The organism is Commensalibacter sp. W6292M3 (assembly GCF_016101315.1).
Taxonomy (GTDB): Bacteria; Pseudomonadota; Alphaproteobacteria; order Acetobacterales; family Acetobacteraceae; genus Commensalibacter; species Commensalibacter melissae.
In genome coordinates this window covers 81489-98470 of sequence record NZ_JACFQT010000002.1, presented here as the reverse complement: position 1 = coordinate 98470, position 16982 = coordinate 81489, and the positions used below count along the sequence as shown (strand labels likewise).

The following is a 16982-nucleotide window of genomic DNA, read 5'->3' as shown; positions in this document are numbered from 1 at the left end:
AAATTAATACAAAATTGTCTTCCGTTAGATGTGGGGGGTGGCCTTAGTCGGCCGCCTTTTTTATTTTGGAATCCGTAGAAAATATTTCTGATGTACGTATTGAACAACGTGTTATCGCTTTGATTGAACCCATTTTGATTGATATGGGATATGAGTTGGTTAGAGTGGCTTTGTTGGGCAAACAAGCTTTGACCTTACAGATTATGGTGGATCGGGCTGATGGTAGTCTGATTAATGTTGAGGATTGTGAACAGATCAGTCACGCTGTAAGTGCTGTAATGGATGTTCATGATCCTATGGAAGGTGCCTGGACATTGGAGGTTTCCTCCGCCGGAATCGATCGTCCCTTGGTGCGCGTAAAAGATTGGAACCGTTTTGCGGGTCATCTTGCCAAAGTGGAAATGATGATTCCAATTGAAGGCAGAAGACGGTTTTCCGGGATTGCCCTGGGAGCGGATGAACAGAATGCGCGTATGCGTTTAGATACAGGTTCTGAAATTGAATTGCCTTTGTCAGAAATACGCAAGGCTAAATTGGTGCTGACTGATTCTTTAATTGATGCATGCAGTCATATGGTCAATGCTTTATCTGGGTCGGAAACTGAATAAAGTATAAGTGAAAATAAAATCAAAACCGGTTTAATCTGGTATAATAGATTGTGAGGTTAAAATGGATACGTCTGTTGCTCGTCCTGAATTGTTATTGGTTGCTGATGCTGTTGCACGTGAAAAAGCCATTAGCCGGGAAGAGATTCTCGAAGCGATGGAACAGGCCATTCAAAAGGCTGGACGCGCTAAATATGGTCATGAAAAAGACATTCGTGCGATAATTGATCGTAAGACGGGAGAGGTGCGCCTTTCCCGATGGACAGAAGTCGTGGAGGAAGTTGAAAATGAGGCTTCACAAATTCCATATAAAATTGCGCTCAAGATACAGCCTGATATTAAGATTGGTGAATATCTTATTGATCCATTGCCACCCATAGATTTTGGCCGTATCGCTGCACAGACTGCAAAGCAGGTTATCGTGCAACGTGTTCGTGAATGTGAACGGAATCGTCAATATGAGGATTTCAAGGACCGTATTGGTGAAATTGTGAATGGAACAGTGAAACGAACTGAATATGGCAATCTGTTGGTGGAAATTGGCAGTGTCGAAGCTTTGTTAAGGCGTGATGAATTGATTCCAAGAGAAAACTTTCGGAATTCAGAGCGTGTAAGAGCCTATATTTGTGATGTCCGTAAGGAGCCACGTGGTCCACAGATCTTTTTATCTAGGACGCACCCCGCATTTTTGGCGAAATTGTTTGCACAGGAAGTGCCTGAAATCTATGATGGTATTATCGAGATTAAGGCAGTCGCCAGAGATCCGGGTTCCCGAGCGAAAATGGCTGTTATTTCAAAAGACAGTACCATTGATCCTGTTGGTGCTTGTGTTGGAGTCAGGGGGTCTCGTGTACAAGCTGTAGTACAGGAATTGCAAGGGGAAAAAATTGATATCATTCCTTGGAGCGGTCAGGCGGCCACCTTTGTCGTGAATGCCTTGGCACCGGCGGAAGTTACAAAAGTTGTCATGGATGAGGAAGCTGGGCGTGTGGAGGTTGTGGTTCCAGATGATCAATTGAGTTTAGCTATTGGACGTCGTGGACAAAATGTTCGTTTGGCCAGTCAATTGACACGATGGGACATTGATATTCTGACCGAAACAGAAGAATCAGATCGTAGACAAGAAGAATTCCGTCGCAGATCCGCTATTTTTGCCGAAGAGCTGGATGTTGATGATGTGATTGCCGGCCTGTTGGTTACAGAAGGTTTTCATACTATTGAGGAGCTTGCTTTTGCCGATCCCCAGGAATTGGCTGAAATTGAAGGTTTTGATGCAAATATCGCGCAAGAGCTTGTCCAGAGGGCAGAAGAATGTTTGGAAAAACAACATCGTTCTCTGGATGAGAAAAGGCAGGCTCTTGGGGTTTCGGATGAGCTTGTGGAACTTGATTGCTTTACACAACAAATGTTGATCTTATTGGGTGAAAAAGGGGTGAAAACGCTCGATGATTTAGCTGACCTTGCCAGTGATGAACTGATCGAGATTCTTGGTGCAGATGCAATTGATGAAGAAACAGCCAATGCAATTATTATGCAGGCCAGAGAACATTGGTTTGAAGAAGAGGGAGGCGAGGAAAGTCAAGATAAAGAATAAAATTTGATAATGATATTTAAATGATTAGGCTTCATGGGAGGCCTAATCATTTTGATTTATTATTTTCTTTTAATTTTGAATAGTTTACGCTAATGAATAAAAGTCCTGATAGCTCGGCGAATCGTCAACGTTTCTGTGTGGTTACAAGGGAAAGAGATGATCCTGAAAATTTAATTCGTTTTGTTTTGTCGCCAGATGGATATATTGTTCCAGATTTGACAGAACGGCTTCCTGGAAGAGGGATGTGGTTGAAAGCCGATAAAAATATCATACATAAGGCGATAGAAATGCATTCGTTCTCACGTGCAATGCAATGTCAGGTTACGGTTCCGGAAAATTTGGTGTCAATAATTAGGGATGGTTTGCGGAATAAAATTAAGGATACATTTGGTTTTGCAAGACGTGCTGGACAGATTACTTACGGTTTTGTAAAAGTAAGAGAAAAGATTTCTCAGAATATTGCTGGATTGATTATACAGGCTATAGATGGTAGTGAAGAAGAAAAAAAGCGTATATTATCAGGAACGGGTCTTTTACCTGTCATGGCAGTTTTTACGGCAAAAGAATTGGGAATGATTTTTGGTCGAGAATATATAGTTCATGCAGCAATTTACAGGGGACCGTTTGTAAAACAAATTCTTTTTGATAATAAACGGTTATCAGGAATAATAAATTAGGGTATAAATCGATGGAATAAGTCAACCCATCGAAAATGGATTTAAGAACAGGCAGGTATATGAGCGAAGGCAACGATCAAGAACAAGGACAGGGTAAAAAACGTTTATCTTTACGTTCATCAGTAAAAAGGGACGTGGGGCAGACTGTCGATGCCGGATCTATTAGGCAAAGTTTTAGCCATGGACGCAGCAAGGTTGTCCAGGTTGAAGTACGTAAAAAGCGTAGTGCGCCTGGCAGTAAGGAAAAACAGGTTAATAGTGTCCGTAAACCTGCGGCAAAAAAAGCATCTGCTGGTTCGAGTAAACGCTCCTTGACAGCTGCAGAATTAGCCATCAGACAGCGTGTTCTGGAAGAACAAAAGCTTGAACAGCAGCGTAAAAATCTTGAACGTCAAGAACAGGAAAAAATATCTATTCTTTCAGAAGCGGAGAGATTACGTAAAAAACAGGAAGAAGAGAAAGTTCTAGCCAAGGCACAGGCAGAGGCTGAAAAGGCTGCGCAGGAAGAAGGCAAGGAAACTGTTGAGCAGGAAAAAATTGCTGTATCTGAGACAGAAGAAGAATCTAAAAAAACTATAAAATCCAAAAAAACGAAAACTGCATCTGAACCTCCATTACGTCGGGTCAAGGTTTCCAAGGTTCCTATTCCTGGTGAAATTACCTTGGCACCAGAACCTGTTCCTGTGGAACCTTTGGCAAAAAGGGCTATTTTGCCTGAAAAACCTGTGGTGAGTGAGTCTGTTAAGAATGGAGAATCCGTTTCTGGTAAAATCTCAGTAAAAAATTCAAGTGAATCTGTTCTCAATGTCAAAACATCTGAAAAAGACGGAAAAATAAATAAGAAATCTGTTGAATCTTCACGTAGGATTAATGTTCAGGATGATATGGATTCTGATGAAGGGGAAGGTCGCCGTGGTTCGTCCCGTCGTGGAAGCGGTGTAAATCGTAAAAGCAGTAGTCGAGGCAAGGGGGATGGTCGACGTTCTGGTAAAATAGATATTCAGGCAGCGATTGAGGGCGAGGATGATAATAAAGTTCGTTCATTGGCTTCGGTACGTCGTCAAAGAGAACGTGAACGCCGTCAAGCAGAGTTGGAGAAACTACGTACGGATCAGGTAAAGGTTGTTCGTGATGTCACTCTTCCAGAAACAATTACCGTACAAGAACTTGCCAATCGTATGGCGGCACGCCAAGGAGTCGTTATTAAAGCCCTGATGAAAATGGGTGTGATGGCAACAGTTAATCAGTCATTGGATGCAGACACGGCCGAATTGATTATCGAGGAATTTGGTCATCGTGTGCATAGGGTTGCCGATAGTGATGTTGAACTTGGTATTGAAGGTGTAGAGGATAAGGATGAGGATAAATTGCCCCGTCCACCTGTTGTAGCAGTGATGGGACATGTTGATCATGGTAAAACCTCTTTGCTGGATGCTCTGCGGACAACGGATATTGCGCATAAGGAGGCTGGTGGGATTACCCAGCATATTGGCGCCTATCAGGTTAGAATGCAGTCAGGTGCTAAAATCACCTTTTTAGATACGCCTGGTCATGAGGCATTCACGGCGATGCGTTCCAGGGGAGCGTCAGTGACGGATATCGTGGTGCTTGTTGTTGCTGCGGATGATGGGGTCATGCCTCAGACAATTGAGGCAATTAAACATGCTAAAGCTGCAAATGTTCCAATTATTGTCGCCATTAATAAATGTGATTTACCTGGAGCCAATCCTGACCGTGTAAGACAGGAGCTTTTGAATCATGAAATCGTCGTTGAGAAAATGGGGGGTGATACTCAGGATGTTGAAGTTTCGGCTAAAAAACATATCGGCTTGGACAAACTGGAAGAAGCAATCATTTTGCTGGCTGAATTGTTGGAATTAAAAGCAAACCCGAATAGAGTGGCAGAGGGTGCTGTTATTGAAAGCCGTTTGGACAAGGGACGTGGACCTGTTGCGACTTTATTGGTTCAGAAAGGAACCTTGAATAAAGGAGATGTTATTGTCGCTGGTTCTGAATGGGGTCGTGTTCGTGCGATGCTGGATGATAAAAGCAAGAATATGAAAAAAGCTGGACCTTCCACACCCGTAGAGCTTTTGGGTTTAACGGGTGTACCTCGTGCTGGTGAGCCTTTTGTTGTTGTGGATAATGAAAGTAAAGCTCGTGAAATTTCTGAATTTAGGCAACGTAAGGCTCGTGAAAAACAGGCGGCGGTTAGAATGGCTGCACGTGGAACCTTGGATCAGATGCTTGCGCGTATTCAAGCAAATGAGCAAAAAGAAATTGCTGTCTTAATCAAGGCTGATGTTCAGGGATCTGCTGAGGCTATTCAGGCAACAGTTCAGAAACTCGAACATGAGGAAATTAAAGTTCGCGTTTTATCCGCAACAGTTGGTCAGATTACGGAAAGTGATGTTCAACTTGCCAAAGCATCACAGGCTATCATTATCGCCTTTAATGTAAGGGCAACAACGCAGGCTAGAGAACTTGCACAGCATGAAGGTGTTGATATTCATTATTATTCAATTATTTATCAGGTGGTTGATGATATTGAACAGATTATTAAAGGACGTATTGCACCAAAACAGCGTGAGAAATTCTTGGGTTATGCAGAAATTCGTAAAGTCTTTACCATCAGTAAAACTGGTAAGGTTGCAGGATGTTACGTAACACAGGGTGTGGTTCGTCGAGGTTGCGGTGTTCGGTTGTTGCGTGACAATGTTGTTATTCATCAGGGTAATTTAAGCCAGCTTAAACGTTTCAAGGATGATGTCAAAGAAGTGGCACATGATTATGAATGTGGACTTTCTTTTGCAGGATACAATGACTTGCGAGAGGGAGACGTTGTTGAATGTTATGAAATTGAAACAGTACAGACTTGATGGATAAATTTATAGTAACTGGGAAGGATTTTTTGAAAAAGGATTCAAAAGGCCCTTCTCAACGGCAATTGCGCGTTGCTGAAGAAATCAGGCATATTTTGGCAGATTTATTCATCCGGATCGAATTTCGTGTGCCTGAACTTCAGGGACAGAAATTTACAATAACGGAAGTGCGCATGACGCCTGATTTGCGTCATGCAATTGTATATATTTCTCACTTAGGGAAAAGTGATGTAGGGGATTTTTTACCTGCATTAAAACGAGTTGCACCTTATTTGAGAAATCAGTTGTCACAAAAAATTAGACTTAAATTTTTACCTGATTTGAGATTTCAGCCTGATACAACTTTGGACTATGCAGCTAAGATTGATGCAGTGCTGAATAGTCCGGAAGTTTTGAGAGACCTTGAAAAAGAAAATCAATAATCAAGTTAGTACAAAGGATTTTTACTGATTTGATTAACCAGTTGGATTAATAGAGCCTGTTCTATTTTGATCACATCACTGTCAGAAGCAATGGAACCCGATGCAAAAAAGGTTCCTTTTTGTTTGTTGATGGGTAGATGTTCATTTCTAGGAATAATGGACCAATCAGCTTCCAAGATTGCTGAGCCATTTTGATTCCCCAGATTTTGTACATCCAAGTGGCTGATATTGATCAGGATCTGACTTGTTGGCATACCAACCTGTCTTTGATTGGTTATGAATAGAGTTGGATTTTTTATGGATAGCAAATGTGTAACATAATCGGTTACGGCAACGGATAAAACGCTACTCATTCTTCCGTTGACACTATGATGGAGACTGCTGTTTTCTCGGGTAACAATATCGGTTGTGTCAAGGTAATCCGGTACTGTGATCGGTGTAATGATAATAGTGGGGGAAGTTTCAGAATATTGTGTAATTTTGTTTGTCGACTGATTTATAATATTTTCATTGAAAGTGTAATATTTAAGAGGGGGAGCACTGCATCCCCCGAGAATAAATAAGGTAATTAATGAGGATAAAGCGATGAATTTATTCATTGTTTTCGACCAATCAGTAATAATTTAGGATTACGTTCTATTTCCCGCGAAAATCCTCGAAGTGAAGTGGAAGCATCAGCAAGGTTCTTCAGGATAATTTCAAGATTGTTTCGTGAAGGTGAACGGGATGAGGTAAGCGTTTTCACATTATCAATCATTTCTGATGCTGATGACACGGCTTTGTTTGAATTGTTTAATAAAATGTGAAGCTCTTTTCCGCGTGAACGAAGTTGGACATCTCCATCAACAAGCAATTTATTAAAGTTCTTCAATAAACCATCTATGTTTTTGTTGATATGAGTCACCAGAATATTTGTACTATCTGATGTTTTCTTGACGCTATTAATAAGATCAGGAGTTTGTTTGTTTAAAGTTTCGGCAAGTTGTCCTATTTTTTGTGCAGTGTCATTTAGGTTTCTGGAAAGTTGTTCAAGTTGTAGATTCATTAATTCGGATTTGATTTTTTGAAACGTAGAGGGACGGGAAGGTATTTCTGTAAGATTTTTTGCAATCACAGGATGAAAGTGAGGGGCATTCTGCAAATCAAAATCAAGAAAAATATTGGACGTACCGGTAACGAAACTTTCTGTGCTAATTTCTGCACAAAGTCCATTTTCTATCATTTTTTCCAATAGTTTTTTAAAATTATTATATTTATATCCTATGCGGATTTTTCTGGGATCAATATTGATTACTACAGGGATATAGGCTTTGTGACTGCCTTGATCGAATTGGAGATTAATGGAATCAACGGTTCCTACCTGCACTCCTCTGAACGTAACAGGCGCTCCAATGGATAATCCTGATATTGAGCTTGGAAAAACGATTATGGCATGCTCTTTTTTTGAAAAAAGATTAAAATTACTGAAAAAAATAACAGCACAAAGAGCAAGAATTATTCCTCCCAATACAAAAGCCCCGATTGTGGTTTGTTTATTAATGGTCATCTTTGTTCTTCTTTCTCTTCTGCATTTTCATAACGTTGTCTATGCATAAAATCGTATACCAATTGACAGGATGGATGATCGTGCATTTCTTGTGGTGAACCATGGGCAAGGGGTGTCTTTGATTCCGCGTCAAGGAATATACCATCATCTGCAATTGTAAATAAACTTGATAATTCGTGACTGACTATGATGATTGTGCTTCCCAATCCATTTCGTAAGGTGAGAATTAAATCATCAAGTCTCTTAGAAGTGATGGGATCAAGTCCGGCTGAGGGTTCATCAAAAAATAGGATTTCTGGATCAAGGGCAAGAGCTCTAGCCAAGCCACACCGTTTTCTCATTCCTCCGCTTAATTCGGAGGGATACAGGTTAATGGCATATTCCATTCCAACCAGCCCCAGTTTTAATTCTACCAATCGATGAATCATTTCTGGAGAAAGGTTGGTAAAAAGTTGCAATGGAAGCGCAACATTTTCACCTACTGTCATAGAGCTCCATAGAGCAGCATTTTGAAACAAAATACCAAAATTATGCGCGATTTTTATGCGATGTTTTCTCGAAACTCTCCAGTAATTTTCATTCTTGACAAGATAATCACCCGCTATTGGTTCTAAAAGCCCTATCATGGATTTAAGAAGTGTACTTTTTCCACATCCACTACCACCCATTAGGGCAAAAATGCTGCCTTGCTTAACGTCAAAATTAATGTTTTTCTGGATAACCTTTGTACCGTAACCAATGGTGAGATTTTTAACGGATAGAAGTATATTGCTGGATTGGTTACTCATTATTTATATTCCAATCATATCAGCAATAACGGCAAATATGGCATCAATAGCGATCACCCCTACAATGCCAGTAACCACAGCTTTGGTCGCAGCCAAGCCGACATCAACCGCACTTCGTCCTGATTTTAACCCGATGTAACAGCTGCTTACCCCTATAAATATTGCAAATGAAATGGTTTTGAGACCACCAAACACAAATTGGTTGAAAGCAACCGCTCCGAAACTTTGTTGTAAAAATCCTATGATTGAAACTTTTAACATGAAAATGGAAACAATCAATCCGCCAAGAATTCCCATAAAACAGCCATAAAGATATAAAATCGGCATGGTGATTACAAGTGAGAGCATTGATGGAAGAATAAGATATTCCATAACGGAAACACCCATGACTTTTAACGCATCAATTTCCTCATTTCCCTGCATTGTTGAAATACGGGCTGCATAGGCCCCACCTGTTCGGCCTGAAATAACAATAGCACTCATGACGGCAGCCATTTCCCGAACAGTTGCAATGCTGACCAAGTTTGCCACATAAGCGTCAGCTGCAAACCTGCGTAATTGTACTGCACCGACAAAACCAAGAATTGCCCCGACTAGAAAATTAACAACACTGATGATTAAGAGGGCAGACGGACCAGCGTTCTGGACATCAGAAATCAAATCCACAATTCGCATGTAAGAACGGCCGGTGAGGGATTTTAAAATACCAATAATAACTTCCTTAAGCATCTGGACAGTTATGCCAAGATTGGTCAGTCCGTTGATAGTCCATTCACCAATCATATATAACGGACGAAAGGGAGATGAATGTTTAACAGGTCCCTCATCTTTGCTTTCATGCAAGAGGGAAAGAAGTTCTTGTGCGGAAGCAGGCAGATCCTTGTCAGAGAATTTTATGGAATGTTTGGTGGCCTGACATTTGATATCCCAAAGAAAGACAATCAATCCACTATCCCAGTTTTTAAGATTTCTAGCATCAAAATAAAGCGTTTGATGAGCAGGGATCCTTTCTAGATTTTTTGGAGAAAATCGGGGAATGTTATTGTTTTTTGCTAACCATTGCCCACTTAAGGAAATAACATAATGATTTTCTTGCTGCTCTAGTTTCCACTGAGGCTGCTGATCTGAATTTATATCGCTCATGCTTTGTCTGAATAATGTTGAATAATTTTATTTCATAAAATTATACTAAAAAGGTAAATATATAAAACATTATATACTTATATGAAATGTAGGTGAATTTATTATCATTTTAATTTTTTATATAATATGGTTTTTTTTGTAAAAAGTAACTATGTAAAAAAGAGAAGTATTGGTAATATAAAAGTTACTTTTCAGAGAATTAGGATTTTTGATTGATTGATGCATACAAAACGTAAACAGAAGTTGGATGGATGGCTTCTTGTTGATAAACCATTAAATGTGACATCTGCTTACGTTGTAAATAGGGTGAAATATGTTTTTAATGCCTGTAAGGTAGGGCATAGTGGTACCTTGGATCCATTGGCGACAGGGTTGTTACCCATCGCTTTTGGCCAGGCAACCAAAACAATCCCTTACATTATGGATAAGACAAAAGTTTATCATTTTGAACTTACTTTTGGAGAATCTCGTACAACGGATGATGCTGAAGGTGAGGTTCTTGACCATTCAGAGTTCAGACCGGGTGATGAACAAATCAATAAGGCTTTACAGTCCTTTCAAGGAGAAATATATCAGGTGCCTCCTATTTACTCAGCGGTAAAGGTGCAAGGTAGACGTTCTTATGACTTAGCACGTCAAGGGGAAAAACCTCAACTAAAAGAACGGTTGGCACGTATTGATTCTTTTCGAATGATAGAACGGATTGATAAAGATCGTGCAAAGTTTGAAGTTGTTTCTGGTAAAGGCGTTTATATGCGTTCTTTAGCCAGGGATTTGGCGGTTGCCTGTAATACAGTTGGTTATGTTTCTGAATTACGCCGCCTTCGCGTGGGTCCATTTGATATTGCAAATGCTTTTTTACTGGACAAATTCGTTGAAAATGGCAAAAAAGGAATTGTTTCTTTAGATATGCTTCTTCCCGTTCAAACTGCGCTGGACGACATCCCGGCTCTAGCTATGACTGAAGAGGAGGCTGAATCCCTGAATTTTGGCAAATCTATTGATCTGACCGAGATACGGAATCGTTTTGCACTGGATGTGAATTCATATGATGGCATTGTTCGTGCAATGAAAAAGGAGCATTTTATAGGATTGTGCCATTTAAACAATAAATGGCTGCGTCCTGTTCGTATTTTTAATATTTAAATTGATGAAAGGATATACGATGTCGATTACACCGGATCGTCGTACCCAGCTAATTAAAGAATACCAAACCAAAGAAAATGATACAGGGTCTCCTGAGGTTCAGATTGCTTTGTTAACAGAAAGAATTAATAATTTAACTGAACATATGAAAGAACACGCCAAGGATTTTCATTCCCGGCGTGGGTTATTGAAATTGGTTGGTCAACGTCGTCGTTTGCTGGCCTACATCAGTCGGGTTAATAAAAGCCGTTATGAAAACCTGATCAAGCGTTTAGGTTTGCGTCGTTAAAAAATAAAGACTGGTTTATCTATTAAACCAGTCTTTATTTTATAAATTAAGAATATTGAGTATATTATAATCAAAACAGGAAAGTTTTTTGAAATCCAGCTTTACAGCGTTTCAGGCCACATGGTGTGAAAATAACAAAATATAAATGCTCCATGCCGTCCGAAACGCTGTTATTTACAGCATTGAATGTAATGATGGTTAAAAAAATTTTCTTGCGTATAACTTCATAGGATAAAAAATGTTTAAATATTATCGTAAGGAAATTGAATGGGGGGGACGTCCTCTTATTCTGGAAACAGGTAAAATAGCGCGTCAGGCAGATGGTGCAGTGATGGCCACTTATGGCGGGACTACAGTATTATGTACAGCTGTTGGAAATAAGAAAGCCAATCCAGATCAGGATTTCTTTCCATTAACCGTGCATTATCAGGAAAAGGCTTTTGCAGTTGGAAAAATTCCTGGCGGTTTTTTCAAACGTGAGGGGCGCGCTTCTGAAATCGAGACATTGATCTCTCGACTTATTGATCGGCCTATTCGTCCATTATTTCCTGATAATTTTTGTAATGAAGTGCAGGTTATAGCGACTGTTTTAAGTCATGATATGGAAAATGATCCTGCCATTGTTGCCATGATTGGCTGTTCTGCAGCGCTGACCCTGTCCGGTATTCCTTTCTTTGGACCGATTGCGGGTTGCCGGGTTGGATATATTGATAATGAATATGTTCTAAATCCTGTTTTGGCGGAGATGGATCAAACCAAATTGGACTTGGTTGTGGCGGGTACTTCCGAAGGGGTTCTGATGGTTGAATCCGAAGCCCAGGAATTAAGTGAAGAAGCAATGTTGGGGGCTGTTAATTTTGGTCACGAGGCCTGTCAGCCTGTTATTGATGCAATTATCGCTTTGGCCGAGCATGCTGCCCGTCAACCTTGGGAATTGTCTGAACCTACTGCAGAAGAGAAGAAATTAAAAACTCGTATTGACAAGATTGGACGCAAACCTTTGGCGGAAGCCTATAAGGAAAAGGAAAAGCAAAAACGTTACACTTTACTGGATGCGGCACGTACCAAAATTATTGATAAGCTTGTTGAGGAAGAATTTGATACAGCCAAGGCGGGTTCCTTGATTGATAAATTGGAAGCCGATATTGTTCGTAATTCAGTGCTAAAGACAGGATTGCGGATTGACGGACGTGATTTAACCACGATTCGACCCATTATCAGTGAGGTTGGTGTTTTACCTAGAACACACGGATCCGCTCTTTTTACCCGGGGTGAAACGCAAGCTCTGGTTGTGACAACTTTAGGTACAACTCAAGATGAACAGGTTGTGGATGCGTTAGAAGGGGAATATCGTTCTAATTTCATGTTGCATTATAATTTTCCTCCTTATTCTGTGGGGGAATGTGGACGGTTGGGTTCACCTGGGCGTCGTGAAATTGGTCATGGAAAACTGGCATGGAGAGCTATTCATCCTCTGTTGCCAAGCAAGGAAAAATTTCCATATACCATGCGTGTAGTTTCTGAAATTACGGAAAGTAACGGTTCGTCCTCTATGGCTACGGTTTGTGGAACCTCTTTATCCCTGATGGATGCAGGTGTGCCACTGGAACGTCCTGTAGCGGGAATTGCCATGGGATTGATCAAGGAGAAAAAGGGTGTTGCTGTATTGAGTGATATCCTTGGTGATGAAGATCATCTGGGAGATATGGATTTTAAAGTTGCTGGTACTGAAGTTGGTGTCACCGCTTTACAAATGGATATTAAAATTACATCCATTACACCAGCAATTATGGAACAGGCCTTGGAACAGGCTCGTGAAGGAAGAATTCATATTTTGGGTGAAATGGCAAAAGCCTTGACAGAAAGCCGTAATGACATTGCAGAGAATGCACCACATGTCATCATTATGAATGTGCCCAAGGAAAAGATCAGGGATATTATTGGATCTGGCGGTAAAACAATTCGTGAAATTGTTGAATATGCAGGTTGTAAAATTGATATTGATGATGATGGTACAATACAAATTGCTGTTACATCGAATGAACAGGCGGAAAAAGCCAAGGAGCGTATCAATGCAATCATTGCTGAACCAGAAGTTGGCCGCATTTATACAGGAAAAGTTGTAAAGGTTGCCGATTTCGGAGCATTTGTCAATTTTATGGGGGCTCGTGACGGGCTGGTTCATATTTCTGAATTATCAGCCGGGCGTGTCGGTCGTACAAGTGACGTTGTCAAAATGGGGGATACTGTCAAGGTAAAGGTTGTAGGTTTTGATGATCGAGGAAAAATCAAGCTTTCCATGCGTGAGGTAGATCAGGAAACAGGTGCTGACATCAGTGAAGCCGTTGGAGTCAAAAACAGCTCGTCATCTCGTAATCGCAATGATAACCAGTCCAAACGCTCATAGGTTTTTATGTGTATCATTTTTTCAATAAAAAGATGATTCTTGATTTTTTTATTGGAATAAATATAAGTGGGCTATTCAAAGTTTTTTTGGTTTAGATTGTTTAGTCCACTGCATATAGAGCAGGAGTAATAATGAAAGCAGTTAATTCAATTCGTATGGGAAATAAAGAAGTCCTCCCTTTGATTGAAGGGGGTAAAGGGGTTTCTGTTTCTACAGGAGTATCTGCTGGTCATTGGTCTGCTGCGGGTGGAATTGGAACCATTTCCATTGTAAATGCTGATAGTTATGATGAAAATGGCAATGTTATTCCCCAGATCTATCATGCAAAAACACGGCGTGAACGACATGAAGAACTCATTCAATATGCAATTAAGGGCGGAATAACCCAAATAAGGGTTGCCCGTGATATTGCGGGGCCAAAAGTGCCTCTTCATGTCAATATTATGTGGGAAATGGCAGCAAGTGAACTGATTGCATCTCAGGTTTTGGAACAATCAAAAGGCTTGATTAATGGTGTTACCTGCGGAGCGGGAATGCCCTATCGTTTATCAGAAATTGCTGCAAAACATGCATTATATTACTATCCCATTGTTTCCTCTGGACGTGCATTCAATGCGTTATGGCGTCGATCTTACAGAAAAACGCCAGAATGGCTTGGTGGGGTGGTTTATGAAGATCCATGGAGGGCTGGGGGGCATAATGGGTTATCAAATAGTGAAAATCCATTAGAACCGCAGGATCCTTTTCCACGCGTTGTAGAGTTGAGAAGAGTCATGCGCCAATATGGACTGGATCATGTTCCAATCATTATGGCAGGTAATGTCTGGTGGCTTTCTGAATGGGAAGATTGGATTGATAATCCAGATTTGGGTATGATTGCATTTCAGTTCGGTACAAGACCTTTGTTAACGAGGGAAAGCCAAATCCCTCAAGCTTGGAAAGATCGTTTGCGGACATTGAAAAAGGGTGATGTATATCTTAATCATTTCTCTCCTACAGGTTTTTATTCATCGGCAGTTCAAAATGGTTTTCTTAATGAATTGAGGGAACGGTCTCAAAGGCAAGTTCCTTTTTCAAGGGAAGCTACAGAAATGATGAATGTTCCATATGAATATGGGGCTAGAAAACGTTTGATTTATGTTACCCAGACGAGTTTTGAAAATATTAAGAAATGGGAAAGCGAGGGGTTTACTCAGCCTCTCCGGACTCCAGATCATACATTCATTTTTGTAACTCCTGAAAAAGCAGGAGAGATACAACAGGATCAGAATAACTGCATGGGATGCCTGTCAATGTGCCAGTTTTCAAATTGGTCACAGGTTGGTCCCAGTTATACGACAGGAAATCGACCCGATCCCCGCTCTTTTTGTATCCAGAAAACATTACAGGCAATAGCTCATGCAAATGGTCCTGACGCAAAAGAGGTGGTTGATCATAATTTGATGTTTAGTGGAACCACAGGGTGGCGATTTGGATCTGACCCATTTTATGATAATGGGTTTATTCCAACAGTTAAACAGTTGGTTGATCGAATTATAACCGGATATTAATGATAAATTTATCCAGTATCGAATGTTAAATTCTAAATTACTGTTCAAATAATTTAGAATTTTTTGATTAAACTAGTTTTTAAAAAACTATTGAATATTTGTTAAAATATTATCTGGCAATTTGCGATAACAAATTATTGGTACAGACTTCTGCATCAAATAAAGCTGTCGAATTAACAAAAGGTCTTGGTAAAATATAAGTATAAAATTTACTGCCTTCAGTGGGAACACCTAGAGCATAAATAGACTTGATTATCTGATTGTTTTGATTGATCAAATTGAAGTTTGCATTGACATTAAATTCTCCTAGAGCATAATTGCCAATATGGAACTGACAGCCTATATTGTTTTTCAGGATATTTTGAAAAAGAATGTCTTTGCTTTCCTTTGCAATGGGTGCATTGACCATGGCAACAATATAATAATCAGCACGAATGACTTCGTTAAATTGTGTTGTTAGGTAAAAGCTTTCCTTTTTTTCTTCTACTTTAACATTCGGCCCCAAATCTATGCGCAATATGTTGGCCTTGATTAAAGCGATCATTTGCTGAATTCTCTCAAGGGGTGGACCAACACAAATTCGGATCATGATAGGTTTAAATACTTCATTGAACCAGATAGCACTTTTTTCCGACAGGCCACAATGGTCAACGGTTAATCTGATCCAATCACGTACATCCCTTAAAATATCAGTGCTTGCCTTGGTGGGATTGTCTATATTGCCCTGTAAAGCGTTATGTATATCTTCCTGTAAATAGTTTAAAAGCCAGTCATGAAATTCTTCCTGACTTTTGAAGGAAGTATGGGCAAGCGGATCGCTAATTTTTTCCCATGAGAATCTTTCTTTTTCATCGGGAATATAGGCTTTTACAATCGCGTTTCTTTGTGATTTGTTTCTTAGATAGTCATTAAGGAAATTATAAGCCTTGATTATGTCCTGATTCTTGAGATAGGTAAAACTGTAAACACATTCCATTTCTTCAATCAATAACGGGAGATAATCCTTTTCAAAATCAATTTTTTTATTGTTTTTTAACTCAATTATTTTTTCTTTGGTAAAAATTTGGGGCTTGTATTGTTCTCTTAATTCTTTTTGCGTTCTCCCCCGTGCATTCAAGGGCAATCCTGATCTGGAAAAGGCTATAATTTTAGGTTCCTTTCCAGAGGGTTGATAGATTAGGTGATCTTTTTCCTTAATGAATTTCCCTCCTCTGTCTTCAGTCAATTTGGAAATAACGTCAAATGTGGTCAAGCCAAGCCCCTGTATTGCAACGGTTTCTTTATTCGTAATGATATGGTCTAATTTTTCCAAAGGATATGCATATATTTTTTTCTTATTTGGAAATTCGCAATTTTGGGTATCGTGACCGGTGGTTATACAAATAATATCAGATGAGTAAGTGTTATTTTTCGTAACGATACTCCATTTTTTTTTATCACTTCCGGAAATGTTTATAACTTTTTCCTGTATTTTGATGATCTGAAGGTTTTGTACCTTGATAGAACATAAATAATTAAAGACCCAGCATAGATATTCGCCAAGATCCTTTCGTGAATAATAGTTTAAAGGGTTGATTGTTTTATTTTGTGATTTATATTTGATTTTTAACCATTCATAAAAGGTTGGTCCCCGGATTGCATATTTGTAGTTTTTAACCGTATCATCAGGGAAAACAGTAATCTGACTGCAAATAGTGTTAACCAATAAATTTTCTGATTGATTGATATCATGACAACCGGCACCATAATCTTTATTTTCGTTAAATAGTTGTAAAATAATCTGCCTATCTTTTAGTTTCTCATCCCAAATACAATGGGATATAATTCTTTCAAGTACGTTGAGGCCTCTTGATCCCAATCCTATTATAGATACCTTAATCTTATTATAATCATTATTCATAATTTTTTCTTCTATTAATATATTAATATTTTT

General features: G+C 39.6%; 14 protein-coding genes. 9 read left to right on the top strand and 5 right to left on the bottom strand.

The window, feature by feature from the left end; translation table 11 throughout:
• Window positions 1-143: 143 nt before the first annotated feature.
• The 5 genes from rimP to rbfA all read left to right on the top strand — a co-directional run bounded on the left by rimP (window position 144) and on the right by rbfA (window position 6180).
• The gene (gene rimP, locus H3T57_RS06015) at window positions 144-608 is read left to right on the top strand and encodes a ribosome maturation factor RimP (protein ID WP_230882797.1); all 465 of its coding nucleotides are present in this window, start codon (window positions 144-146) and stop codon (window positions 606-608) included.
• A 61-nt stretch (window positions 609-669) separates the two neighbouring features.
• Entirely contained in the window at window positions 670-2199 is a 1530-nt protein-coding gene (gene nusA, locus H3T57_RS06010; RefSeq protein WP_155566044.1) for a transcription termination factor NusA, read from the top strand.
• Between the two features lie 92 nt (window positions 2200-2291).
• Window positions 2292-2876, top strand: coding sequence for an RNA-binding protein (locus H3T57_RS06005; protein ID WP_198193548.1), 585 nt, complete (start codon window positions 2292-2294; stop codon window positions 2874-2876).
• 59 nt (window positions 2877-2935) lie between these two features.
• On the top strand, window positions 2936-5755 hold the full coding sequence (gene infB, locus H3T57_RS06000; protein ID WP_198193547.1) for a translation initiation factor IF-2: 2820 nt from the start codon (window positions 2936-2938) through the stop codon (window positions 5753-5755).
• A complete protein-coding gene (gene rbfA, locus H3T57_RS05995; protein ID WP_198193546.1) occupies window positions 5755-6180 on the top strand; it encodes a 30S ribosome-binding factor RbfA in 426 nt (141 codons plus the stop codon). Before infB ends, rbfA begins: the two co-directional genes overlap by 1 nt.
• A 5-nt stretch (window positions 6181-6185) precedes the next feature.
• On the opposite strand, the gene H3T57_RS05990 is transcribed toward rbfA, so the two are convergent.
• From H3T57_RS05990 to H3T57_RS05975, 4 genes are read right to left on the bottom strand one after another with little or no spacing between them, the layout of a single operon-like run.
• Window positions 6186-6779 (bottom strand): membrane integrity-associated transporter subunit PqiC, encoded by a 594-nt coding sequence (locus H3T57_RS05990; RefSeq protein ID WP_198193545.1) that lies wholly within the window; start codon window positions 6777-6779, stop codon window positions 6186-6188.
• Entirely contained in the window at window positions 6776-7726 is a 951-nt protein-coding gene (locus tag H3T57_RS05985; RefSeq protein WP_122124116.1) for an MlaD family protein, read from the bottom strand. The genes H3T57_RS05990 and H3T57_RS05985 overlap by 4 nt, the downstream gene beginning before the upstream one ends.
• Window positions 7723-8514, bottom strand: coding sequence for an ABC transporter ATP-binding protein (locus H3T57_RS05980; protein WP_155566040.1), 792 nt, complete (start codon window positions 8512-8514; stop codon window positions 7723-7725). The genes H3T57_RS05985 and H3T57_RS05980 overlap by 4 nt, the downstream gene beginning before the upstream one ends.
• Before the next feature lie 3 nt (window positions 8515-8517).
• Window positions 8518-9657: an ABC transporter permease gene (locus H3T57_RS05975; RefSeq protein ID WP_155572337.1), complete on the bottom strand. Its 1140-nt coding sequence runs from the start codon at window positions 9655-9657 to the stop codon at window positions 8518-8520.
• A gap of 219 nt (window positions 9658-9876) precedes the next feature.
• Here H3T57_RS05975 and truB point away from each other — a divergent pair, with 219 nt between their 5' ends.
• The 4 genes from truB (at window position 9877) to H3T57_RS05955 (ending at window position 15049) form a co-directional block, all read left to right on the top strand.
• Window positions 9877-10803 carry a tRNA pseudouridine(55) synthase TruB gene (truB, locus tag H3T57_RS05970; RefSeq protein ID WP_198193544.1) on the top strand — a complete coding sequence of 309 codons (927 nt, stop codon included), beginning with the start codon at window positions 9877-9879 and terminating at the stop codon, window positions 10801-10803.
• A 19-nt stretch (window positions 10804-10822) separates the two neighbouring features.
• A complete protein-coding gene (gene rpsO / locus H3T57_RS05965; protein ID WP_110439101.1) occupies window positions 10823-11092 on the top strand; it encodes a 30S ribosomal protein S15 in 270 nt (89 codons plus the stop codon).
• Window positions 11093-11330: 238 nt separating this feature from the next.
• A complete protein-coding gene (pnp, locus tag H3T57_RS05960) occupies window positions 11331-13499 on the top strand; it encodes a polyribonucleotide nucleotidyltransferase (RefSeq protein ID WP_198193543.1) in 2169 nt (722 codons plus the stop codon).
• Between the two features lie 131 nt (window positions 13500-13630).
• The gene (locus H3T57_RS05955; protein WP_198193542.1) at window positions 13631-15049 is read left to right on the top strand and encodes a nitronate monooxygenase family protein; all 1419 of its coding nucleotides are present in this window, start codon (window positions 13631-13633) and stop codon (window positions 15047-15049) included.
• A gap of 109 nt (window positions 15050-15158) precedes the next feature.
• Here H3T57_RS05955 and H3T57_RS05950 read toward each other — a convergent pair whose 3' ends face one another.
• A complete protein-coding gene (locus tag H3T57_RS05950) occupies window positions 15159-16949 on the bottom strand; it encodes an FAD/NAD(P)-binding protein (RefSeq protein ID WP_198193541.1) in 1791 nt (596 codons plus the stop codon).
• Window positions 16950-16982: the final 33 nt, after the last annotated feature.